This window comes from Pseudoroseicyclus tamaricis (assembly GCF_012070395.1).
Classification (GTDB): Bacteria; Pseudomonadota; Alphaproteobacteria; order Rhodobacterales; family Rhodobacteraceae; genus Pseudoroseicyclus_A; species Pseudoroseicyclus_A tamaricis.
Map to the genome: position 1 here is coordinate 1371222 of NZ_JAAFYS010000001.1, position 22115 is coordinate 1393336.

General features: G+C 66.8%; 20 protein-coding genes. 2 read left to right on the plus strand and 18 right to left on the minus strand.

Annotated features, from left to right (window positions below; all coding sequences use genetic code 11):
• Positions 1-14: 14 nt before the first annotated feature.
• The 15 genes from GY170_RS06195 to GY170_RS06265 all read right to left on the minus strand — a co-directional run bounded on the left by GY170_RS06195 (position 15) and on the right by GY170_RS06265 (position 18417).
• Positions 15-1100: a C-terminal binding protein gene (locus GY170_RS06195; protein ID WP_163891218.1), complete on the minus strand. Its 1086-nt coding sequence runs from the start codon at positions 1098-1100 to the stop codon at positions 15-17.
• Complete coding sequence (locus GY170_RS06200) at positions 1100-2251, minus strand: 2-aminoethylphosphonate--pyruvate transaminase (protein ID WP_163890991.1); 1152 nt, start codon at positions 2249-2251, stop codon at positions 1100-1102. Before GY170_RS06200 ends, GY170_RS06195 begins: the two co-directional genes overlap by 1 nt.
• Positions 2248-4284, minus strand: coding sequence for a hydantoinase B/oxoprolinase family protein (locus GY170_RS06205; protein ID WP_163890993.1), 2037 nt, complete (start codon positions 4282-4284; stop codon positions 2248-2250). The genes GY170_RS06200 and GY170_RS06205 overlap by 4 nt, the downstream gene beginning before the upstream one ends.
• Positions 4281-6362, minus strand: a complete 2082-nt coding sequence (locus GY170_RS06210; protein ID WP_209316607.1) for a hydantoinase/oxoprolinase family protein — start codon at positions 6360-6362, stop codon at positions 4281-4283. The genes GY170_RS06205 and GY170_RS06210 overlap by 4 nt, the downstream gene beginning before the upstream one ends.
• A 111-nt stretch (positions 6363-6473) precedes the next feature.
• Positions 6474-8045, minus strand: coding sequence for an ABC transporter substrate-binding protein (locus GY170_RS06215; RefSeq protein WP_167803296.1), 1572 nt, complete (start codon positions 8043-8045; stop codon positions 6474-6476).
• 83 nt (positions 8046-8128) lie between these two features.
• The gene (locus GY170_RS06220; RefSeq protein ID WP_235937800.1) at positions 8129-9106 is read right to left on the minus strand and encodes an ABC transporter permease; all 978 of its coding nucleotides are present in this window, start codon (positions 9104-9106) and stop codon (positions 8129-8131) included.
• 11 nt (positions 9107-9117) lie between these two features.
• Positions 9118-10092, minus strand: a complete 975-nt coding sequence (locus GY170_RS06225; RefSeq protein WP_163890999.1) for an ABC transporter permease — start codon at positions 10090-10092, stop codon at positions 9118-9120.
• Positions 10089-11213: an aminotransferase class V-fold PLP-dependent enzyme gene (locus GY170_RS06230; protein ID WP_163891000.1), complete on the minus strand. Its 1125-nt coding sequence runs from the start codon at positions 11211-11213 to the stop codon at positions 10089-10091. The genes GY170_RS06225 and GY170_RS06230 overlap by 4 nt, the downstream gene beginning before the upstream one ends.
• Before the next feature lie 80 nt (positions 11214-11293).
• Positions 11294-12262, minus strand: a complete 969-nt coding sequence (locus GY170_RS06235) for a Gfo/Idh/MocA family protein (RefSeq protein WP_163891002.1) — start codon at positions 12260-12262, stop codon at positions 11294-11296.
• 88 nt (positions 12263-12350) lie between these two features.
• Positions 12351-13097, minus strand: a complete 747-nt coding sequence (locus GY170_RS06240) for an SDR family oxidoreductase (protein WP_163891004.1) — start codon at positions 13095-13097, stop codon at positions 12351-12353.
• The gene (gene hydA, locus GY170_RS06245) at positions 13094-14548 is read right to left on the minus strand and encodes a dihydropyrimidinase (protein WP_163891006.1); all 1455 of its coding nucleotides are present in this window, start codon (positions 14546-14548) and stop codon (positions 13094-13096) included. The genes GY170_RS06240 and hydA overlap by 4 nt, the downstream gene beginning before the upstream one ends.
• Before the next feature lie 11 nt (positions 14549-14559).
• A complete protein-coding gene (locus tag GY170_RS06250; protein WP_163891008.1) occupies positions 14560-15345 on the minus strand; it encodes an SDR family oxidoreductase in 786 nt (261 codons plus the stop codon).
• A gap of 9 nt (positions 15346-15354) precedes the next feature.
• Positions 15355-16287: a dihydrodipicolinate synthase family protein gene (locus tag GY170_RS06255; protein ID WP_163891010.1), complete on the minus strand. Its 933-nt coding sequence runs from the start codon at positions 16285-16287 to the stop codon at positions 15355-15357.
• A 30-nt stretch (positions 16288-16317) separates the two neighbouring features.
• Positions 16318-17826 (minus strand): carboxypeptidase M32, encoded by a 1509-nt coding sequence (locus GY170_RS06260; protein WP_163891012.1) that lies wholly within the window; start codon positions 17824-17826, stop codon positions 16318-16320.
• Positions 17827-18231: 405 nt separating this feature from the next.
• Positions 18232-18417: a hypothetical protein gene (locus GY170_RS06265; RefSeq protein WP_163891013.1), complete on the minus strand. Its 186-nt coding sequence runs from the start codon at positions 18415-18417 to the stop codon at positions 18232-18234.
• Between the two features lie 608 nt (positions 18418-19025).
• Between GY170_RS06265 and GY170_RS06270 the strand changes: the two genes are divergently transcribed.
• Both GY170_RS06270 and gspG read left to right on the plus strand, forming a co-directional pair.
• Entirely contained in the window at positions 19026-19556 is a 531-nt protein-coding gene (locus GY170_RS06270; RefSeq protein ID WP_163891015.1) for a prepilin peptidase, read from the plus strand.
• 15 nt (positions 19557-19571) lie between these two features.
• Positions 19572-19988, plus strand: a complete 417-nt coding sequence (gspG, locus tag GY170_RS18685; protein WP_163891017.1) for a type II secretion system major pseudopilin GspG — start codon at positions 19572-19574, stop codon at positions 19986-19988.
• Here the strand turns inward: gspG and GY170_RS06280 are convergent.
• From GY170_RS06280 to GY170_RS06290, 3 genes are all read right to left on the minus strand, one after another.
• Positions 19931-20530: a PulJ/GspJ family protein gene (locus tag GY170_RS06280; protein WP_163888782.1), complete on the minus strand. Its 600-nt coding sequence runs from the start codon at positions 20528-20530 to the stop codon at positions 19931-19933. The two genes, gspG and GY170_RS06280, sit on opposite strands and share 58 nt — an antisense overlap.
• Positions 20530-20832 carry a hypothetical protein gene (locus GY170_RS06285; RefSeq protein WP_163891019.1) on the minus strand — a complete coding sequence of 101 codons (303 nt, stop codon included), beginning with the start codon at positions 20830-20832 and terminating at the stop codon, positions 20530-20532. Before GY170_RS06285 ends, GY170_RS06280 begins: the two co-directional genes overlap by 1 nt.
• A 67-nt stretch (positions 20833-20899) precedes the next feature.
• Positions 20900-22111, minus strand: coding sequence for a type II secretion system F family protein (locus GY170_RS06290; RefSeq protein ID WP_163891020.1), 1212 nt, complete (start codon positions 22109-22111; stop codon positions 20900-20902).
• Positions 22112-22115: the final 4 nt, after the last annotated feature.

Genomic DNA, 22115 nt, shown 5'->3' on the forward strand with positions numbered 1-22115 from the left:
GGGACGGCGGGTAGTCACGCGGGAGCGTCCAATTCCGCGCCGCGAGGCTGCATCACCCGTCCCTTTCTGTGATCCCAGCGGCCGTGTTCGCGCAGGTGCTCGACATTCACGCAGCTGCGCAGCCGCCCCTCGCGCAGGAACTGGATCGCCGCCAGCACCGACAGGCGGCGCATATCGCGCAGGCTTTCGGGGGTAAAGAACGCGGCATGCGGGGTGATGGTCAGCCGGCCCTCGAGCCACGGCTCGCCCGCCGTCCACGCCGCGAGCAGCGGGTGAGAGCGGTCGAGCGGCTCCTCGGGCAGCACATCGAGGCCGGCGCCACTCAACCTGCCGGAGCGCAGGCCCTCTTCCACGGCATCGAGATCCATGGTGCCCCCGCGGGCGGTGTTGATCAGGATGGCGCCGGGCTTGAGGCGGGCGATGGCATCCGTATCGATGAGCGTGCGCGTGCTCTCGTTGAGGGGGCAGTGCAGGGTGATGATGTCGGACCGGGCGAAGAGCTCGCCGATATCGTCGACCCGGCCAAGGCCGGCGCCGAGCTCCGCGCCGGCGGGCAGGTGCGGGTCGTAGAAGATCACCTCCAGCCCGAAGGCGCGGGCGCGCATGGACGTCGCCATGCCGATGCGGCCCAGCCCGACGATGCCGAGAACCTGCCCCGACAGACGGCGGACGGGGGCAACCGGGAGGGACTTGGTGTTCCAGGAATCGTCGCGCACGAGCAGCCGGTTGTTGTAGGCGGTGGTGCCGCGCATCAGGTCGAGCATCAGCGCCATGGCGTGGTCGGCGACCTCCATCGTGCCGTAATCGGGCGTGTTGCAGACGGGGATGCCCCGGCGGGCGCAGGCATCGAGGTCGATATGGTCGTAGCCGACGCCGGCCTGCACGACGACGCGGGCCTCGTCCATCTTCGCGATGATCGCCTCGGGCAGGTGGTGGCGGCTTCGGCAGTTCACGACAGCATGGGCGCGGCGCAGCTTGTCGACCTGCTCAGGCGACGTCACCTCGCGGACGATATCGAACTGCGTGTCGGGTCCGGTCACCTCGCGCTCGACGTCGGGGTCATTGTCGAATTGCGGGTCGATGATGAGGATGCGTTCCATCATGCCGTCTCCATCGTCTTGGCAGAGCCGCCGATGGGCAGCGTCACGCCGATCTCCTCCAGCGCCTCGCACATCTGGGCCAGGATGTGCTGCATGTCCTGCTCGTAGAGATCGCCCATCACCCCGATGCGGAACGTCCCCTCAGAGGTGAGGCGTCCGGGGAAGACCTCGATGCCGCGGTTGAGCATGGCGGCGTGGAAATCCTTGAAGGAATAGGCGGGATCGGCTGGGTCGTTGAACGTCGCGATGATGGGGATCGCCACGTCGTCGGGCAGGAGCGTAGTGAAGCCCTTCTGCCGCAGCCCGTTGACGAGGATGCTCCAGTTCCTGCGGTAGCGCTCCAGCCGCGGGCCCGAGCCACCCTCGGCCGCGTGGCGCTTGCAGGAATGGGCCAGCGCGGCGACCACATGGGTCGGCGGCGTCCAGCGCCAGTTGCCGGTCTTCTGCATGAAGTCCCACTGATGGTGCAGGTCGAGAACGGCCGAGGGGCAGCGCCCCTCCGCCGCGATCAGCGAGGACTTTTTGACGAGGACGATGGCGAGGCCCGGCGCGCTTTCGAGGCACTTGTTGGGGGAGATGAAGACCGCTTCGAGATCCAGTGCGGCGACGTCGATGGCGACGCCGCCGAAGGAGGCGACCGCATCGACCATGACCTTGATGCCGCGCTCGCGCCCGACCTCGGCGACCATCTCGACGGGGTTGAGCACGCCGGTGCCCGTTTCCGCCTGGCAGAGGACGATATGCGTGATGGCGGGATCGGCATCGAGCGCGGCCTCGATATCGGCGCGTGTCGGGAGGGGCAGTGTGGGGAGCTGCAGGACGGTGGTATCGACGCGCGCGGCCTCGGCGATCTCGCGCAGGCGCACGCCGTAGAAGCCGTTGACGATGACGAGCAGGCGACCGTCTTTCGGGATCAGCGTCTGGAAGCCGGCCTCGACGCCGTAGGTGGCGCTGCCCTGAAGGAGCACGCAGGCGTGCGTCTCGGTGCCGTTGCAGATCTGCAGCAGGTAATCCTGGATGTCGCGAGTCATGCCGATGTGCTCGGCGCCGCCCGGGTTGCGGTCGCGCAGCATGGCCTCGTGCGTCTCGCGCGGCACCGTCAGCGGGCCGGGCGTCAGCAGGTAATACTCGTGCCTGGGTCCTGTCGTCATGGTCGGGCCTCCTCCTTGATACGTGCGGCGACCTGCTGGCGCAGGTTGTCCAGTTCCTTCGCCAGCCGGTCTCGCGCGGCTGCCGGATCGCCGATCAGCGTCTCGATCGGCTTGCCCTTGCCGGCTTCGAGGCCCGGCACGACATTGTAGAAGATCTGCGCGCGGCGCTCGCTGCGCACCGAGGTGCCGAGCGTCATCAGAAGCGCGTTGAGCTCGGTCATGACGGTATCGTCGAAGACGCTCTCCCATGCCTCGCGCTCGGGGCCGAAGTTGAAGCCGGCGCTGTCGCCGCGCTCCCCTTTCAGTTGTGCGCGCAGGCGTTCGGTCTCCTCGGCATCGACGAGGCCGCCGGAGAGGGCGACGCCGTAGTCGGCCCGGGCGGCCTCGGCGCTGACGTAGCCGAGGCGCACATCCGCCTCGACGTCGGCGGGGTCGCGAGCGAGCGGGTCGCCGTGGCCGCCGCCGCCGGGGGTGAGCACGGTGACGATGTCGCCCACCTTGGGGTGGTAGATGTCGATCTTGCCGAGGTCGATCTCGCCCGGAGTGCCCGGGTTGACGATGACGCGGGCCTTGGCGCCGGGGCGCCCGCCGTTCATGCCCCAGGGCGGAAAGACGAAGCGCTCCATGCCCCGCCCGAGGATGGCGCTGCCGGGCTTGGCGATGCGCACGGAGAAGGCAACCCCGGTGCCGCCCCGCCAGCGGCCGGGGCCGCCGGAATCGGTGCGCAGAGAGTAGTCGACGATGACCGCCTCGGCCTCCTCCTCGGTCTTCTCGATGGGGGTGTTGCGCTGGTTGGCGAGGCTGGAATCGCGCCCGTCGACCCCGTCGGAGCCATGGCGCGCGCCGGTGCCGCCGACGAGCGATTGCAGCACCAGCACGCTGCGCTCGCCGGTGGCCTCGTCCTGTTCGACGAGCACGAGCGGGATCATGATGCCGCCGCTCGGCGCGGGGATGAGCTCCGGCCGCGCCGCCGCGACGGCGCCCATCAGCGCCTCGTTGACGCGGATCGCCGTGGCGCTGCGGATGCCGACGGCGGCGGGCGGCTCGGGGTTGAGGATGCTGCCGCGGGGCGCGTTGACCGTCATGTGCCGGAAGACGCCGTAGTTCAGCGGGATCGACCGGTCGTTGGAGAAGATGAAGTGCATCATCTTCAGCGTCAGCCAGGGATGCCGCTTGCCCGCGGTGGGGATGTTGTAGGCCGCCGCGACCTGCGGATCGGAGCCTGCGAAGTCGAGATGCACCTTGCCCGCCTCGACGGTCAGCTTGCAGCGAACGCGGACGGGGATCGCCGAATTGTAGTCGTCGTCGAGGAAATCCCAGAAGGAATAGGTGCCGTCGGGGATCGTCTTCTGGACGGCCAGCGCCTTCTGCGAGGCATAATCGACGACGGCCGTCTGGGCGGCGAGGAAGGTCTCCACCCCGTAGAGGTCCACGAGCTCCAGAATCCGGCGCTCGGCGACGCGCAGGGCCGCGAGCATGGCCTTGATGTCCCCGAGGTTGACGTCGGGCGTCCGGCAGTTGGCCCGGTAGAGCTGCAGGAAATCCTCGTTCAGCACGCCGGCGCGGGCGATCTTCATCGGCGGGATCTGCAGCCCCTCTTCGAAGAGGTCGCGGAAGCGCGGGGAAATGCTGGAGGGCACGGCGCCGCCGATATCGGCGGAATGGATGAAATCCCACGCATGGGCGATGATCTTCCCCTCGTGAAAGATCGGCCGAATCAGGTGCAGATCCGGCATGTGCGTCGCCAGCCCCTCGCTCTCGTAGGGGTGGTTGGTGATGATCACGTCCCCCGGCTCCAGATCCGGCACGCGGGCGACCGTCGGGCCGATGTCGCTGTCGAGGAAGCCGCTGACGCCAAGCACGGCGGGATAGCAGAAGAAGTGGCCATCCGGCGTTGCAAGGGCGGTGCCGAAGTCGCCCGCTTCCTTGACGTAGGTCGTCCGGGCGGAGCGCTGCAGCGTGATCGCCATCTCTTCGGTGATGGCGGTGAACTTGTGCAGGAATATCTCCTGCAGGACGGGATCAAGGGTCATGATTGGGGAATCCTCGTCAGGTGCAGCGTTCCGATCCTGTCGGCCTCGGCCCGCCAGCCGGGCAGGACGAAGGTGGTGGTGTCCGGTTGCTCGATGATCGCCGGCCCGTCGAAGGCCGAGCCATGGCCGAGATCGGCGCGCCCGAAGACGGCGGCGTCGATATCCGCGCCGCGCCAGCGGACGATGCGGCGGGCGCGCGGCTCGGCGCCCGCCGGGGGCGCATCGGGCAGCTCGCCCGAGCCGACGCTGCCGATCACGGCCAGACGCAGGGTCGAGGTGACGAGCTCGCTGCCGCGCTCGGAGAAACCGTAGAGCTTCTCGTGCTCGGCGTGGAACAGCTCGGCCGCCTCGGCGGCGGACATGTCCGCGCGCCGATCCTCGGGAATCGAGATCTCCAGCTCGTAGGCCTGCGAGGGGTAGCGCAGGCGGAAGGTCACCTCGAAGCGGTGCTCGCCCACCAGATCGCCTTCAAGCAGGATCCAGGCCTGGGCCTGCTCCTCCATCTCGGCGAGGGTGCCCTTGATCGCATTCCAGCCCGCCTCGCCGCGCGGCCCGGCGAAGCGGTGACGCGCCGTGCGCACGTAGTCGCGGCGCACGTCGGCGAGGATGGCGCCGAGGGCGCAGAACGTCCCCGGCGCGGTCGGCACGAGGACGGAGGAGAGCTGCGCCTCGTCGGCGAGCATGCAGGCATGGGTGGCCCCGGCGCCGCCGAAGCCAAGGAGGGTGTAGTCGCGCATGTCGGCCCCTGCATGGGCGAGGAGCTTGACGATCTCGGTGCCCATCTTGGCGGTGGCGACGCGCAGGGCCGCCTCGGCGGCCGCGGCGGCGCGATGCTCTCCCTCGAAGCCGAGCTTGGCGGCGATGACCTCCAGCGCCTCGGTCGCGGCGGCGGCGTCGAGCGTCATCTTGCCATCGAGGAAGGTGGCGGGGTCGATGATGCCGAGCGCGACGTAGCAATCGGTGACGGTCGCCTCCGTACCGCCGCGCCCGTAGCAGGCGGGGCCGGGGTCGGCGCCGGCGGAGAGGGGGCCGACCTTGAGGATGCCCTGCGCATCGACCCAGATGATCGAGCCACCCCCGGCGCCGATGGCGAGGATGTTCACCACCGGCATCATGATCGGAAAGTCGCCGACGAAGGTCGAGGCCGTGAAGTCCGGCTCCCCGGTATGGCTGAGCGAGATGTCGGCGCTCGTGCCGCCCATGTCGAAGGTGACGATCTGCCGGCGCTCGGCGGCGCGGGCGACCCGGGTGGCGGCGACGACACCCGAGGCGGGGCCCGAGAGGATCGTGTCGATGGGGCGGCTCTTGGCCGTGTCGAGGCTGAGCGTGCCGCCGTTGTTGGCGGTGATGTAGATCGGGCAGCCGACGCCGAGGCCGGCGACGCGCTCTGTCAGGCGGTCGAAATACTGGGTCATCATCGGGCGGATGAAGGCGTTGAGCGCCACCAGCAGGCAGCGCTCGTATTCACGCGATTCCGGCCAGATGACGCCGGATTCCACGATCAGTACGCCGGGTAGCCGGGCGCGGAGCGCGTCGCCGATGCGCCGCTCGAGGCTGCTGTCGGAATAGGCGTTGAGAAAGTTGATGGCGACGGCGTCGAACCCCTCGGCCCGCAGTGTCTCGGCAAGCGCGTCGATTTCAGCCTCGGAGGGCTCGGCGAGGATCTCGCCCTTGGCGGTCATCCGCGCTGCGAGCTCATAGACGTGGTTGCGCGGTATCAGCGGCGTCTCGCGCGGCTCGGTGAAATCGTAGGAGCTGGGCAGGCGGAGGCGGGCGATCTCCAGGATGTCGCGGTTGCCCTTTGAGACGACGAGCGCCGTGCGGGCGCCGCGGCGCTGGATGATCGCGTTGAGGCCAATGGTGGTGCCGTGGCAGATCAGCTCGATCTGCCCGGGCCGGATGCCGGCCTCGGCGATGAAATGCGCGATGCCGCGTTCAACGGCGACCGAAGGGTCGTTCGGAACGCTGGGCTGCTTGTGGAAGGTGAGCCGGTTGGTATCGGTTTCGGCAAAGACGAAATCGGTGAATGTGCCTCCGACGTCGATCCCGATCCGGTAGCGTGCTTCTGCGCTGGTCACTCTGTGTCCTCTTGGCAGCGCACCCGGGCTGCCCTTCCTTTTCGTGGGGCGTGCCGGCCCGCTGGGCGGGCCGGCACATGTGTCACTGCGTGATCCGCGGGGGCCGCTGGATCAGTCCATCGTCACCCAGCGGATTTCGATGAAGTTGTCGGGGCGCACCGGCACGTCGACACCGTCGCGCATCGCGTAGACCAGCGTCTGGGTGTGGAGCGGGGCATAGGCCACGTCGGCGCGGGCGATGGCGAAGGCCTCGTACATCAGCTCCTGGCGGCGATCGCGGTCGAGCTCGACGCGCGCTTCGCGGACCAGCTCATCGAACTCAGGGTTGGAATAGCCGCTGTAGTTGTAGATGCCTTCCCCGTCCTCGCCGGTCTGCGTCATCAGCAGCGTCTCGAGCACATACATCGCGTCGAAATAGGCCGTGTTGAAGCCGATGATGAAGAACGAGGTGTCCTTGTCCCAGAGCAGGGGAATGAACTGCGCCCGCGGGATCAGGTTGAGGTCGATGTCGATGCCGATCTGCGACATCATCGCCGACACCGCCTGACAGATCTGCTCGGGGTTGGTGTAGGTGTCGGTCGGGCAGTCCATCCGCACCGAGAACCCGTCGGGATAGCCGGCCTCGGCCAGCAGCTCACGCGCATGCTCGATGTCGAACGGGGCCCGCTCGTCGCCCTCGGGGTTCCAGCCGAAGTTGCCTGGCGCGATCAGCTGGGCGGTGGGCTGGGAGAGGCCGCGCATCACGACGCGGGAGATCGTGTCGGCATCGATGGCGGAGTCGACGGCCTGGCGAACACGCAGGTCCTGGAAAGGGTTGGTGCCGCCCGCATCGCCGTGGCGCAATTCGCCGGACGCGTGGTCGAAGCCGAAGAAGATCGTCCGCAGCTCGGGCGAGCGGGCGACGGTAAGGCCGTCGGTGCTCTCCAGCCGCTGCACGTCCTGCGGGGGCACGTCGATCACGACGTCGACCTCGCCGGAGATCAGCGAGGAGATCCGCGTCGGGGGGCTGCTGATCGGCAGGTAGATGACCTCTTCGATGTCATCGGCCATCTCGCCCCAGTAGTCGGGGTTGATCTCCAGCACGGTGCGGTTGTCCGGCACACGCTCGGCGATGGTGTAGGGGCCGGTGCCGTTGGCGTTCATCACCGCGTAGGTGTTTTCCTCGTTGCCGAGGTCCTGCGGGACGGTGACGCCGTTCGCCTCGGCCCAGCCGCTGTCCATGATCATGATGTAGCCCAGCTTGTCGGGCAGCAGCGGGTCGACCATCGCCGTCTCGATCTCGACCGTCAGGTCGTCGATCACCTCCACCGAGGCGATGGAGCCGACGAAGTTGGCGAACTGGGAGGTCTCCGCCTGAGCCCGTTCGATGGTGAACTTCACATCCTCGGCGTCGAAGGCGCTGCCGTCATGGAAGGTGACATCCGGGCGCAGCTCGAAGCGCCAGGTGGTGTCGGCCACGGGCTCCCACGACAGGGCGAGGCTGGGCACCATCTGAAGATCTTCGTCGCGGGTTACCAGCGACTCGTAGACCATCGAGAGCACGCTGATGGTGATCTGCGAGTTCTGCGCCTGCGGGTCGAGCGTGCCGATGTCGCCTTGACCGGCGATGCGCAGGGTATCTGCCGTGGCGGCGGAGCCGGCCATGCCGAGGGCGAGGGCCGCGGCGCAGGCACCCGATGCCATCCGCCCGCGAAAGGGGGTTCGGCCGTGAATTCCATTGAGCTTCGTCATGTCTTCAATTGCCTCCATGTTGGGTTTCCCGAAAATCACTTCAGGCGTGGGTTCAGGGCATCCCGAAGAAAGTCTCCGAGAAGATTGATCGCGAGGACGAGTACCAGCAGGGCAAATCCGGGCATGATCGCGATCCACCATTCCCCGGAAAGGATGTAATTGTTGCCCACCCGGATGAGGGTGCCGAGCGACGGTTGCGTGGGCGGAATCCCGAGGCCGACGAAGGAGAGCGTCGCCTCGATGAGGATGGCCACGCCGAGGTGGATCGTGCCGATCACCAGAACCGCCGTCAGGACGTTGGGAAGGATGTGGTTGAAGAGGATGCTGGCCGTGCCGACGCGGCTGAGCTGCGCGGAGGCAACGTAGTCACGGTGCCGCTCGACCATCGTGGCGCCGCGGACGGCGCGGGCATATTCCACCCAGCCCGACAGGCCGATGGCGATGATGAGGACGATCACCGCGGCATTGTCACGCCCGGCATTGCCGAGGATCGCGCGGGAGACGCCGTCGATCATCACCGCGATAAGGATCGCGGGGAAGGTCAGCTGGACGTCGGCGACGCGCATCAGCAGACTGTCGATGAAGCCCCCGGCATAGCCGGCGATCAGCCCGATGGTGACGCCGATCACCACCGCGAGGGCCACCCCGCCCAGCCCGACCGTCACCGAGACGCGCAGGCCGTAGATGATGGCCGAGAGGATGTCGCGGCCCTGGTCATCTGTGCCGAGCAGGAACTCGGCGCTGCCCCCGTCGAGCCATGCCGGCGGCCGGAAGGCGTTCATCAGCTGGATTTGCGTCAGGTCGAACACCCGGTAGGGCGCCAGCAGGTTCGGCAGGGCCGCGGCGAACATCAGGATCAGCAGCACCGCCAGCGCCAGCATGGCGACCCAGTCCTTGCGGAGCGAGCGCACGATGGAGGCCGAGCGCAGGGCGCGCAGGATGCGGCCGGCGCCGCCGGGGGCGGTCTTCGGCTCGGCATTCGTGGCGGGGTCGGGATGGTTCGGGTCGCTCACGTGCATCCCTCCTAGCGGCCCGCCCGCGCCCGGAGGCGTGGATCGATGGCGAAGTAGAGAAGGTCCACCGCGAGGTTGATCACCACGAAGAGGCCGGCGATCAGGATCAGGTAGGCGGACATGATGGTCACATCGGCCGCGGCGACCGACTGCAGGAAGAGAAGGCCGAGGCCCGGCCACTGGAAGACTGACTCGGTGATGACGGCGAAGGCGATCAGCGAGCCCAGCTGAAGGGCGATGATGGTGATCACCGGGATCAGCGTGTTCTTCAGGGCATGGCGGAAGTAGATCCGCCGCTCCGGCAGGCCGCGCGCCCGGGCGAACTGGATGTAATCGGAGCGGATGACTTCCAGCATCTCGGCGCGCACGAGGCGCATGATCATCGCGATCTGGAACACCGCGATGCTCATCGCGGGCAGCACGAGGGCGGCGAGGCCGGAGCTTGTGAGAAAGCCGGTGGTCCACCAGCCGAGATCGACAGTCTGGCCCCGGCCGAAGGAGGGCAGGACGCCGAGATTGACGCTGAAGACCCAGATCAGCACGACGCCGACGAAGAAGGTCGGCACCGAGATGCCGATGAGCGACCCGCCGAGCAGCACCCGCGAGACCGGCGAGCGGCGGCGGATGGCGCTGAAGACGCCCGCCGGCACCCCGATGAGCAGGGCGATGGCCATGCCGGAGAAGGCCAGCTCCACCGTGGCGGGCAGCCGCTCGACGATCACCTCGGTCACCGGCTGGCCGAGGCGGTAGCTCAGGCCGAAATTGCCGCCCGCAATGTCCCGCAGGTAGACGAAGAAGCGCACGAGGATGGGCCGGTCGAGGCCGAGCTGCTGCTCCACCGCGCGCCGGGCGGCTTCGGAGGCATCCTGCCCGAGGATCGCGACGACGGGGTCGCCGAGATAGTTGAACATGACGAAGGCGATCGCGGTGACGGCCAGCATCACGATGAGCGCGCCGCCGACACGGCGGAGGAGGAAGGCGATCACGGGCGCGCCTCCTTGCGGAGGAGGGCGCTGACGGCCGCGGCGACGAGATCGAACTCCTCCGGCTCGGTGTAGGCGAAGGTGCACAGGCGCAGCCAGAGCGCGCCGGAATGCGGGGCGACGAGCGCCTCGATGCGGGCGCTGTGCCAGAGCGCGTCGCGGATCTCGCCGGCCCGGGGCCAGCTGGCCTCGCCGAAGGCGCCCGGCAGGCGGACGCTGACCATGCCGGAGATCATCTCGTCCGGCCCCGAGACCTCTGTCCCGAGCCGCTCGGCCACGAGACGCCCGCCGCTCCGCGCCAGCTGCGCATCGCGGGCGCGCAGGCGGGCGCCGCCGAGCCGCTCATGGGCGTCGATGGCCGCGGGGACCGAGAGCCAGGCCGAGGGGTCACGCGTGCCGATCTTGGCGAATTCGGCGGACAGCCCCTGCCCGTAGGCATGAGAGATGACGAGGGGGTGGAGCTCAAGCTCGGCGGCGGCGGCCTCGCCGACCACCATGAAGGCGGCGCCCTTGGGGGCGCAGAGCCATTTGTGGCAATTGGCGACGTAGAAGTCGGCGCCGATGGAATCCGCCTCGACCTCGACGAGACCGGGGGCGTGCGAGGCATCCACCAGCAGCCGGGTGCCGGCCTCCCGGCAGAGGGCGGCGATCTCGGCCACCGGAAGCACCAGCGAGCTGGGCGAGGTGACATGGTCGATCACGACGAGCCGGGTGCGGGCGTCGATGGCCTCCGCGAGAGGCTGGAGGAAATCGGAGGGGCCCTTGACCGGGAGCGGCACAGCCACCTCCGCGATCTCGGCGCCGGTGAGGCGGCAGACATGCTGGAGCGCCTTGCGGACCGCGCCGTAGACATGGTCGGTGATGACGATCCTGTCGCCCGGCCGGAAGGACAGGGCGGTCATCGCGGTCATCAGGCCGGTTGAGGCGTTCTCGACCATGAGCGTCCGCTCCGGCACCGATCCGGCGAAGGCGGCGACGGGGCGGGTCACCTCGGCGAGGAGTCCGGGCAGATCGTTCATGAAGAAGCGGCCGGTCTGGCGTTCCATCCGGGTGCGCCACGCGTCCTGCTCGCGCAGAACCTCGCGCAGGGCCGCGCCGAAGGCGCCCTGGTTGAAGAAGACCATGTCGTCCTCGAACGCCCAGAGCCCGCGAAGGCCCCGCCCCCAGGTTTGATGCGTCTCGGCACTGAGAGCGGCGGGCCCTGTCACAGCGTCACCCAGCCTCCCACCTCGGCAGAGGCGCCGACGGCCTCGAACGCCTTGATCCCGTTGAGGATCTCCCCGCGGGAGACGGGGTAGGCCCGCCCTCCTGCGATGGCGGCGGCGAAGGCTTCGAGCTCCAGCCGCTCGGTCTCCACCGGGTCGAAGTCGATGATCTCGGGCGCGTCGCCCGGCCTCGTCAGGATCAGGCGCGTCTCGCCGTCGAGTTCGGCCGACGCCCGAGTGCCGTGAAACTTGGCGCGGAAGGTCGGCACGGTGGCCATGATGGAGACGAGGGTGGCCGAGGCGCCGTTCTCCAGCCGGAGCAGCGCGGCTGTGGTGTCGTCCATCTCGATCTCGAGGACCTGCCGGTCGGAGAGCGAGACAACCGCGCTGATCGGCGCCATCAGGTGCACGATGAGGTCGATCATGTGGATGCCGGCCCCGGCGAGACCGCCGGCCGGGCTCTCCGCCCCGCTGGACCGCCATTGGCCGGGGGCATACTTGCCGACGACATTGCCGGAGAAGTTGGTCTCGGCGAAGAGGATGTCGCCGAGGGTGCCGGCCGCAATCTCCTCGGCCAGGCGCGTCACCGAGGGGAGGAAGCGGCGGTTGTGACCGGCCGCCACGACCATGTCCGCCGGGCAGCAGGCGAGGGCCTCAGCGGCGCTGTCATGAGTGAGGGCGAAGGGTTTTTCCACGAAGACCGGCTTGCCGGCGGCGGCGCAGAGTTTGACCTGCTCGGCATGCATGGAGTGCGGCGTCGCCAGCACGACGGCCTCGACCGAGGGGTGGGCGAGGGCCTCCTCCAGCGTCGTCACGACCGCGGCGCCGAGCCGCGCGGCGTCTTCCGCGACGCGATCAGGATTGCGGGAGACGATGACACCGAAGCGGAGCTCATCGCTCTTGCCGGCGACGGAGGCCACGAGCTTCCGGCCCCAGTTTCCGTAGCCTGCGATCGCTGCTGTGAGCATGTGTCCCGACGTCCCCCGATCCCCGTATCTTGTATTACAATCATACAGACCGGGATCGGCAAACGCCTTATCGCGGAGAAGGGGTGGATCAGCCCGCCAGCCAGCCGCCTTCGGCGTTCAGACAGGCACCAGTGGTGAAAGATGCATCATCTGACAAAAGGAAGCGGATGGCGCGGGCCATCTCGTCGGGTCGCCCGAGCCGCCCCAGCGGGTGGCGGGCGACGGAGCGGGCGCGGGCGGCCTCCGGGTCCGGCGCGCGGTCGAAGGCGCGGGTCAGCAGGGGCGTGTCGATGGCCCCGGGCACCAGCACGTTGACGCGGATGCCGTCGGCGGCGTGATCGACGGCCATGGACTTGGCGAGACTCACCAGCGCGCCCTTCGTCGCAAGATAGGCAGCATTGGACCGCCCGCCCGCGAACGCGAGCTGCGAGCCGATCATCACGATGGAGCCGCCCTGGCCGGCGGCGCGCATCTGGCTCACGGCGGCGCGCGACCAGAGGAAGGAGCCGGTCAGATTGGTGCGCAGGATGGCATCCCATTCATCAAGCGGGCAGTCGGGGACCGATTTGCCATTCGAGAAGCCCGCGGCACAGACGAGCATGTCGATGGGGCCGAGGGTGTCGCGGATATTGTGCGCCTGTTCCTCCACCACCGCCTCGTCGCCCACATCGCCCTGCAGCTCCAGCCGGGCGCCGGCCGAGGCGGCGGGGCCGGGGGCGGCGCGGTCGATGGAGGCAACCTGCGCGCCGGCCTCCGCGAGAAGCTGGACGGTGGCCAGCCCGATGCCCGAGGCGCCGCCCGTGATCGCGACCACCTTGCCACCGAAGCCGCTCACGGCTTCACCATGGCGCCGAAGTTCCGGGCCGGGTCCATCTCCGGCACCGTGATGCCCGGGCGGCCGAAGTAGTCCGACGGGCCGCGCGTGACGAACCGGCCGCGCTTCGGCTCGGCCACGCAGGCGCCGTCCTCGATGATCCGCTCGCCGCGGCTGAGGACAGCGACGGGCCAGCCGGTCAGGCGCATCCCCTCGTAGGGCGTGTAATCCATCGCGTCGTGCTGATCCTCAAGGCGGACCTCGCGGGTCTCGGCCGGGTCCCAGATCGCGATGTCGGCGTCGGAGCCGACGGCGATCTCGCCCTTCTGCGGATACATCCCGTAGAGGCGGGCGGCGTTGGTGCTGGAGAGCGCGACGAACTGCTCGAGCGTGATCCGCCCGCTTGTCACGCCCGAGAACAGCAGGGGCAGCCGCGCCGCCAGCCCGGGCATGCCGTTGGCGATCTGCTTGAAGGTCGCCTCCGGGCCGTTCGCGAGCTTGCCGCTCTCGTCGTGCCGGTAGGGGGCGTGATCCGAGGAGAAGACCGTGAAGGTGCCCCGGGCGAGGTGCTGCCAGAGCACCTCCTGCGTCTCGGCATCGCGCGGCGGCGGCGAGCACATGAACTTCGCGCCCTCCATCCCCGGAAGGTCGAGATCGTCGCGGGTGAGGAAGAGGTATTGCGGGCAGGTCTCCGCAAAGACCTTCGCGCCCTCGGCCTGGGCGCGGGCCACCAGCTCGGCCCCCTCGCGGGTGGAGACATGGACGATCAGCAGGGGCGCATCGACCAGCTTCGACAGGCTGATGGCGCGGTTGATGGCCTCCGCCTCGGCGAGGGCAGGGTGGCTGATGGCGTGGTAGCGCGGCTCGGTATGGCCGGCGGCGACGAGCCGGCGCGACATCCAGTCGATCATGCCGTTGTTCTCGGCATGGACCATGGTGAGCCCGCCGGCCGACTTCGCCAGCGCCAGCACGTCGAGGAAGGTGCTGTCGGCCACCATCATGCGCTCGTAGGTCAGAAAGACCTTGAGCGAGGTGATGCCCTGCCGGAAGGCCTCGGGCAGATCGTGCTCGACGGCCTGCTGGTCCGGGTTGGTGACGATCAGGTGGAAGGCGTAGTCGAGGACGGAGTCCTTCCCGCGCTCGTGGTAGAGCTCCAGTGTTTCGGCCACGCTCATGCCCCGGTGCTGCGCCGCGAAGGGGATGAAGGTGCTGTTGCCGCCGAAGGCGGCGCTGATGCTGCCGGTGCGGTAGTCGTCGGCCGTCATGAGGCCGGCCGCGCTTTCCTGGGCGACATGGCAATGCGCCTCGATCCCGCCGGGCATCACCAGCCGGTCCGTCGCGTCGATTTCATCGGGCGCGGTGAGCGTGTCGGCGATGGCGACGATGCGGCCGCCCCGGATGCCGACATCGGCTTTGTAGCGCCCCGAGGAGGTGACGATGGTGCCGCCGCGGATTGCGAGATCGAGGTCCATGCGCGCGCTCCTCAGGTTGACCGGATCAGGCCGCCGTCACAGCGGACCATGCTGCCGGTGACGTAGCTGGCCGGGGCGCTGGCGAGGAAGGCCGCGACCGCCGAGAACTCCTCGACGCTGCCATAGCGGCCGGCGGGGATGGTGGCGCGCGAGGCCTCGCGCACCTCCTCCAGGCTCTTGCCGGAGCGCTCGGCCGCGCCGCCGTCGATCTGGTCGACGCGGTCGGTGTGGATGCGCCCGGGCAGCAGCATGTTGACGGTGATCCCGTCCGCCGCAAGGTCGGTGGCCATGGATTTCGACCAGCCCGCCAGCGAGGCGCGCAGGGCGTTGGAGATGCCGAGTTTGGGGATCGGCTGTTCGACCCCCGAGGAGCCGACCGTGATGATCCGGCCCCAGCCCGTCTTGCGCATCGCGGGGACAACGATGGCCGTCATCGCCATGACGCTGAGCACCATGGCGCGGAACTGGGTGGCGATGACCTCGAGATCCGCATCGGACATCCGGCCCGGGGGCGGGCCGCCGGTGTTGTTGACGAGGATGTCGACGGGGCCCAACGCCCCCCGCACCGCAGCTTCCAGCTTGCCGGGCGTGGCCGGGTCGGCGAGGTCGGCGGCCAGCCACGCGGCCTCGCCGCCGTCGGCCTCGATCGCCGCGACGGCGCGCTCCAGCTTCTCGCTCGTGCGGCCGGTCAGGAAGACGCGGGCGCCCTCTGCCGCGAGCGCCCGGGCGATGCCGAGGCCGAGGCCGCCGGAGGAGGCGAGGACCAGCGCGGTCTTGCCGCGAATTCCGAAATCCATGTGTCTGTCCTATTCGCTCTGATGTCCGAGCCGCGCCGTCTGCCGCTCAAGGAGGGTGTCGATCTCCGCCACGTCGGCCGGCGATAGCTTCGGGCCGGGCCGGCGGAGCGTTGGGTGCGCGATGATCCCGCGCCTGGCGAGGATGTGCTTGCGGATGGCGAGGCCGAGGCCCGGCTGGCTCTCGTAGCGGATCAGCGGGAGATAGGCGTCGAAGAGGTCGCGGGCCGCGGCGCTCTCGCCGCTCGCCATCAGCCGGCAGACGCCGATCATCATCTCGGGAAAGGCGAAGCCGGTCATCGCGCCGTCGGCGCCGCGCTCGATCTCTTCGGGCAGGAACAGCCCGCCGTTGCCGCAGAGGATGGAGATGCGCCGCCCGCCGGCCTCGGACGTGCGCCGCAGGGCGCTGATCTTCGACAGGCCCGGCCAGTCCTCGTGCTTGAGCATCACGCAGGTCGGCACGTCCTGCACGATCCGGTCGATGACCGAGCTGGCAATGGCGACGCCCGTCACCAGCGGGAAATCCTGCAAGACGAAGGGCGTCTCCTCCCCCAGCTCCTCGCCGACCATGCGGTAGTAGTCGAGGATCTTGCCGTCGGTGTTCAGCGTCCCCGGCGGGGCCACCATGACACCGGCCGCGCCGGCCTCCATCGCGGCCGCGGAGAGGCCGGTGATCGTCGCCAGCCCGGGGGCGGAGACGCCGACGACGACCGGGATGCGGCCGCGAACCCGCTCCAGCACCCGCCGCATGACCTGCAGCCCTTCCTCGGGAGCGAGCTTCTGGGCCTCGCCCATCATGCCCATGATGGTCAGCCCGTCGGCGCCGGCCTCGATATAGGCCTCGACCATGGTGTCGATGCTCGCGGTGTCGATCGCGCCGTCGGGGAGGAACGGCGTGGGCGCGATGACATAGACGCCTTTTGCCGTTTCGTTCAGTCGTGTCATGTCAGGGCCTGTACCATTGGGATCTGCGTCTCACGCGATGTCATAGACAGCCGCGAAGCGCCGATCGAGATGGGCGAGATAGGGATCGAGATCGAGCGTCCGGCCGGTCGCCGCCTCCAGCAGCTCGTCGCGGATGTAACGGCGGCCGTGGCGGAGGACGTTGCCGGTCAGCCACTCACGCAGCGGCGCGTAATCGGCGGCGTCGAGGCCTTGCTGGACGCCCTCCGCTTGGCTGGCGGTCGCGAAGAGCTGCGCGGCGACGATGTTGCCGATGGTGTAGTTGCAGAAGGTGCCGAACTGGCCCGTCGGCCAGTGGACATCCTGCAGGATGCTCTCTGTGTCGTCCCTGACGATGACGCCGAGCATCTCTTCCGTCTTGGCATTCCACGCGTCGCGCACCTGCGAGACCTTGAGGTCCCCCGCGATCAGGTCCCGCTCCAGCTCCGTGCGCAGGATCGTGTGCAGGTCGTAGGTCAGCTCGCTGGCGAAGGAGCGCTTCGCGCCGGGGCGGCTGACGTTCACCGCCTGCCAGAAGCTCTCCGGCGTCTGCCCGGAGAGCTGCTCGGGGAAGGCGTCATGCACCGTGGCGAAGTGATGCTCCCAGAAGCTGCGCGACCGCCCGACATGATTTTCCCACAGCCGGGACTGGGATTCATGCATGCCAAAGCTGACGCCACCGACGGCGTAGAGCAGGACGAGGTCGGTCGCGAGCGGGGTGCGGGTATAGGCCGGGTCGATGTTCTGCTCGTAGATGCCGTGGCCCGCTTCGTGAAGCGTCGTGAAGATGGACTTCGGCAGCCAGGTGCGGTTGATCCACGTCGTCAGGCGGACATCGTTGCGCGTGAAGGAGATCTCGAACGGATGGAGCGCCGTGTCGAGGCGGCCGCGATCGAGATCGTAGCCGATCTTGCGGGCCAGTCTGCCGGCGACGGACATCTGGATGTGCTCGGGGTAGACCTGCCCGAGGAAGCTGTCATCGGGCTGGGGCGCCGCATGAACATCGCGCGCCAGCGGGACGATGTGATCCGTCAGGCGCTGGAGGAGCGGCGTGAGATTCCGCACGGTGTTGCCCGGCTCGTAGAGCTCGAGCATCGCGTCGTAGGGGTGATCCTCGTAGCCGGCATGATCGACCCAGGCGCGGCAGATCTCCACCGTGTCTTCGAGGGCGGGCAGGAAGATGGAGGCGTCCTTCTGCCGGCAGGCCTCCGCCCAGACGTCATGCGCCGTGACCGCGAGCTCGTTCCGCCGTCGCACCAGATCCGCCGGGATGCGGTCATGGTAGGCGATGGCGTGGCGCACGGCGCTGATCATGTCGGCCTCCGCCGTGCCCGCCTCCGCCTCCGCCTCGTCGGCCGCGCGGCGCATCTCGTCCGAGCAGAGAAGGTCGCGGGCGGCGACGGTGAGGGTGGAGATCTGCAGGCCGCGCGTTGCGTTGCCCGAGGGGGGCATCATCGTGCGGGAGTCCCACGCGAGGAGGGAGGACGCGTTCAGCAGATCGTTAATTCTGCCCGAGAGCTCCAGTAGCTTGGTCAGTGCCATGTCCCCGCCCCGATGCGTGTTCTGGATACCTTGTCATACAATCATACAGATTTTGGGGTGCCAACCTTGGAGGCCTCCAGGACGGTTCGGAATGAGCGCACGCGGTTGGGAATGCCTCTTTGATGGGCTTTTGGAGCTCGCCGTGAGGCACCCGTCGCATCGCGGCCTGTCGAGCTGGGCGGCCAAATAGCGGGCATGGGTCATGACGATGACGTGGTTCAGGGCCGGTGAAGCCCGAGGAGGAGCTGCACGACGCCGCAACCTCAAGGTCGTCCGGGGTAATCTGGTCTTCCATACTCACGGTGATCTCGATTGCCCCGTTCGACACCACGGAGCTTATTCCCGAGACCGCGCCTTCGATCTTTCTGTCATCCGGCAGGATGACGGTGACACCTTCGCCGATCGTCACGAGCGCCTGGTCGGCAGCATCAAGGCGAATGTGACGATCGTCTCGGTGTTCGTGTATTCAAGAATGTCTCCGGCACCGGCGGCGGCGAGATCGGCTTCCGCCCCGGCCAATTCCGCCATGGAGAGGAGATCATCGGCCGCAAGCTCCCCTACGCGCGCCAGTCTCACTTCAGCCGCGGCCACGGCACCAGTTAGCTCTTCCGACACGATTGCCTGGCGAGCGTCTGAGTAATTTTCGGTTCTGTTCCAGATAGTGCTTTCATAGGAGGAGTTGCACCTGATCGGTTCAAAAGAGAGAGCCTAGGTACCTACTTCGTAGATTGAGAGCCACGACCTATCTGCCACCGGTTTCAGTGTTAGCGCTCCTTTCGCGCGTTCCGCGCCTCTCTCGACTAGAAGCGTCTAGTCGGTAGCTTCTGCCGGTACATTTCCGCGGGAGCAGATCATCCCGCTGCGACACCGTCATGCCAATCTCACCAATTTACTCTCGCTGCAGTAGATAGTGATTGCGTCGCTCCGATCTCACCACGGTATAGTGAGAGGCCCGCCCGAGAGCTTCCACCTCGTTAACTTCGCCGTCGAGGTTGACAGGGCCCTCGTCCATTTCCTGTGCAGAGAGTATGCTCTCCCCTACGAGCGGCAAAGATACCGCTCTCGCTGATTGCCACTGGATCTCATCGACATAAACCGTCTTGATGCTCCGGAGGACCTGGGTGCTGCTGAGGGCGCGCGCTTGAACGGTAAGGGCGACTGCTGCCAGAAGAACGAGAAGGCTGAGGACTGTGAGGAGTATGATTCCGGAATCGGGCCGCCTGTGGCTCTCGGCCGTTCCGACCTTCCTTGGCCTTGTCCTGACGCTCTGGGCGCTGCTGAGCACGCCAACTTTGATCGTCTTCCCTACGCTCATGCTGTCCGGGCTTTCCATCTGGATATCGGCTGTCGATGCTTGTAATAAACGTATCCCGAACTTGGCCGTGATTGCAGTCGCATGTACAGGTCTCTTGAGTGGAGCCGCCCAAGATCCACTCGAGCCGATCAGCCTGACCGCCGCAGGCATTTTCGCCTATACTCTGTTTTGGGCAATCGGTGAAGTTACCTTCCGACGGACCGGGCGCGAGTATCTAGGCTTGGGAGACGCAAAGTTAGTCGGTGCTGCGGGCTGCTGTGTGGGAATCTTGGGGCTTCCAAGCGTCGTGCTCATCGCTTCGCTCTCTGGAATCGTCAGTTATCTGCTCGTTCGCCCTGACAGTGGCCTACCGTTCGGCCCGTCATTATGTTTCGGTCTCCTTGCTGTCTGGACCTCCGGGCCAATTCTCATCTAAGGTAAGGAAGTAACCGTGACGGATCGTCGAGACGCTCGCCTTGGCATCACTCTCTTAGAAGTGCTTATCGTTCTGGCTATCCTCGCCATGGTAACAACGCTCGCCGCACCGCGGCTGATCGAGACTTTCGGGCGCGCTCGGTCTCACGTTGCCGAAGTTCAACTTGCGAACATTTCTGCTGCGATCCAGATCTACTATCTTGATACAGGGCAGTTTCCGACGCAGGCAGAGGGCTTGAGTGCACTTGTCTTGCGCCCCCAGGGGGTCGAGGGTTGGAGCGGACCGTACTTGGACGCCGAGAGCGTGGCCGACCCGTGGGGGCGCAAATGGATATTTCGCCAGCCGGGCCAAGATGGTAGCTTTGAGCTGATAAGTTATGGTCGTGACGGCCAACCCGGCGGAGCCAATGAGGACGCCGATATCTCTTCTTGAGCCGCATCCTTTGCCGGCCAGGCCGTGAAAGGGGCGTTCCAGATCCCGTTCGATCCGCTGGTCTGAATTTTTATCAGACGCGGAAGCAACACTGCGCCCTCCCAAGTTTCCTTCCACTGCGGGGTCCCCTCGGGTCGAGGAGCGCCGTAATAGGAAAAAATCACTTGACCCACAGCGGTTCGCAGGTTGGCGCTGGTCCCATCTGGGTACGTCAGTACCAAGTCCTCTTCTTCGTGGGCAATCGCGAACCAGGCCAAAGGTTCGTCCGGAGCCGCGGGTGCGAGAAATCGGAACCCGGCTGCTGTCGGCTCGAAGACATCGCCAATTTCGAGCCCATTACCCAGTTCAGGCATGCGTTCGAGTGCCTGCCATAGATCATGACGTGACATGGCCTCGTCAACAATTTGAGGTGCGTCGGAGGATGCTCGCCAGACTTGATTTGAGGTTGCAAACATGTTCGCAAGCGCAACCGCCATCATCGCAGAGATCCCTAACGCAAAGAGCGTCTCGAGCAGAGTCAGCCCGAGATTGCGCCGACGCATCAGGGGCCACCTGTCATGGCAAAGATCTGCACGAATTGCGCTGGTTCATGGTCGGAATGCCGGTCCGTGACTTCAATGGTCGCCTGAACAAGGTCAACCACGCCATCGAAGCGTGTCGGCTCCGAGCTGGCCGTTTCCTCAAAGTTCACCCTGTAAGAGAAGCGCTGACCATACTCGCCTGAGAGGCCGAAGTCGGGGCCGAACGCTTCAATCTCCGCTAGTACCGAACGGGCAAACTCGATTGTTTCAATCTCCGGTTCAAGTTCGCCGGTCAGCCTCAGAGTCCGACTGAGCATCGCCATAGCCAAGATGCCTAAGAGCCCAAGGAGCACTGCCGCATACAGCGTTTCGAGTAGTGTAAAGCCAGCGTCAGAACGCAACCTGATTGACCTCCAGCATGGCGCTGATGAGGAAATAGACAATGGTGCCGATGAAACAGCCTACAAGCGAAGTAGCCGCTGGACCAATTGCAGTTGTGAGAGCCTTTGCGCGGCCGTCCGCCGACTGATCGAGTATGGAGGCTGCAAGTGCCAATGTCTCCGGCAACCGATTGGAACTCTCGCCGATCTGGAAGAGGCGCGCAAAGACAACGGGGACATGTCGATCGGTCATGAATACATGCGCGGCGTCCTTACCCTCCATCAGTCTCGCCCGAGCGTCTTCCAGAAGCTCCTTTGCGTCTGGAGCCTTAGCCAGCGCTCCGGCATGAGACATCGCTTCTTCAAGGCGCATGCCGGCGGAGATAAGCGTAGCCACCAAAGTAGATACCCGCGCGTATTCCCGGAAGTACGATAGATCGCGGGTTATCGGCATTCGTCGCAGCAAAGACGGCCCGACCTGCCAACCAAGAAGTACAAAGAGGGTGACCCCTACAACCAAACCTCCGGTGGCGGCTAGCGAATGAGCGTCGATCCATCTGCGAAGAGACTCAAGGGTACCGATCAATCCGGTCCCTTCCTTACCGGAGCTCGCCATGGCACTGTATAGCGTGGGAACAAGAACGAAGATGAGCATCGAAAACACCGCGACCGAGCCGGCGAGAAGAAATGCGGGATAGGCTAGGGACGAGAGGATCGACCGATGCAACCCCGAACGTTGGCGGAAATAGCGCGCTGCCTCGCTCATCGACTGCGGCAGGTCGTTGGCCATGCTTCCGGCAGAAGCGAAGAGGACCATTTCCGAAGGGAGAGCGGTACCTCCTTCACGCACGGCATCTCCGAAATTCAGGCCCTCTGAGATGCTTTGTCTCATCCGCCCCGCGCTCGCACGCAAAGAGCGGCTCGGTGCAGACCTCGATGATATATCAAGAGCATCGTGTAGCGACACTCCTGCTCCTAGCATGGTGGCCAGCGACTGGCAAAATTCAGCAACTGCCGCCTCGTTGACGCCAGACGGTCCCAGGCGGACCTCCTTGAGGTACCATGGTGCCGAAGTTTTCCTTTGGAGACGTTCGCCGATCTCGTAGACGTGGATCCCTCGGCCTGCGAGCTCGCTGATCGCGAACGATTCCTCACCGGCGATAAGGCTACCGCTTATTTCGCCGCCGTCCGCATCGATGCCTCTGTAGTCGAACTTTGGCACGACT

Coding starts and splice junctions, on each gene's coding strand:
- GY170_RS06255 (WP_163891010.1), bottom strand. CDS start 16,287: ATGACACGACTGAACGAAACGGCAAAAGGCGTCTATGTCATCGCGCCC.
- GY170_RS06270 (WP_163891015.1), top strand. CDS start 19,026: ATGATTCCGGAATCGGGCCGCCTGTGGCTCTCGGCCGTTCCGACCTTC.
- GY170_RS06260 (WP_163891012.1), bottom strand. CDS start 17,826: ATGGCACTGACCAAGCTACTGGAGCTCTCGGGCAGAATTAACGATCTG.
- GY170_RS06230 (WP_163891000.1), bottom strand. CDS start 11,213: ATGGTCTTCTTCAACCAGGGCGCCTTCGGCGCGGCCCTGCGCGAGGTT.
- GY170_RS06280 (WP_163888782.1), bottom strand. CDS start 20,530: ATGCGTCGGCGCAATCTCGGGCTGACTCTGCTCGAGACGCTCTTTGCG.
- GY170_RS06285 (WP_163891019.1), bottom strand. CDS start 20,832: ATGGCGATGCTCAGTCGGACTCTGAGGCTGACCGGCGAACTTGAACCG.
- GY170_RS06250 (WP_163891008.1), bottom strand. CDS start 15,345: ATGGATTTCGGAATTCGCGGCAAGACCGCGCTGGTCCTCGCCTCCTCC.
- GY170_RS06235 (WP_163891002.1), bottom strand. CDS start 12,262: ATGCTCACAGCAGCGATCGCAGGCTACGGAAACTGGGGCCGGAAGCTC.
- hydA (WP_163891006.1), bottom strand. CDS start 14,548: ATGGACCTCGATCTCGCAATCCGCGGCGGCACCATCGTCACCTCCTCG.
- GY170_RS06205 (WP_163890993.1), bottom strand. CDS start 4,284: ATGACCCTTGATCCCGTCCTGCAGGAGATATTCCTGCACAAGTTCACC.
- GY170_RS06200 (WP_163890991.1), bottom strand. CDS start 2,251: ATGACGACAGGACCCAGGCACGAGTATTACCTGCTGACGCCCGGCCCG.
- GY170_RS06215 (WP_167803296.1), bottom strand. CDS start 8,045: ATGGCATCGGGTGCCTGCGCCGCGGCCCTCGCCCTCGGCATGGCCGGC.
- GY170_RS06195 (WP_163891218.1), bottom strand. CDS start 1,100: ATGGAACGCATCCTCATCATCGACCCGCAATTCGACAATGACCCCGAC.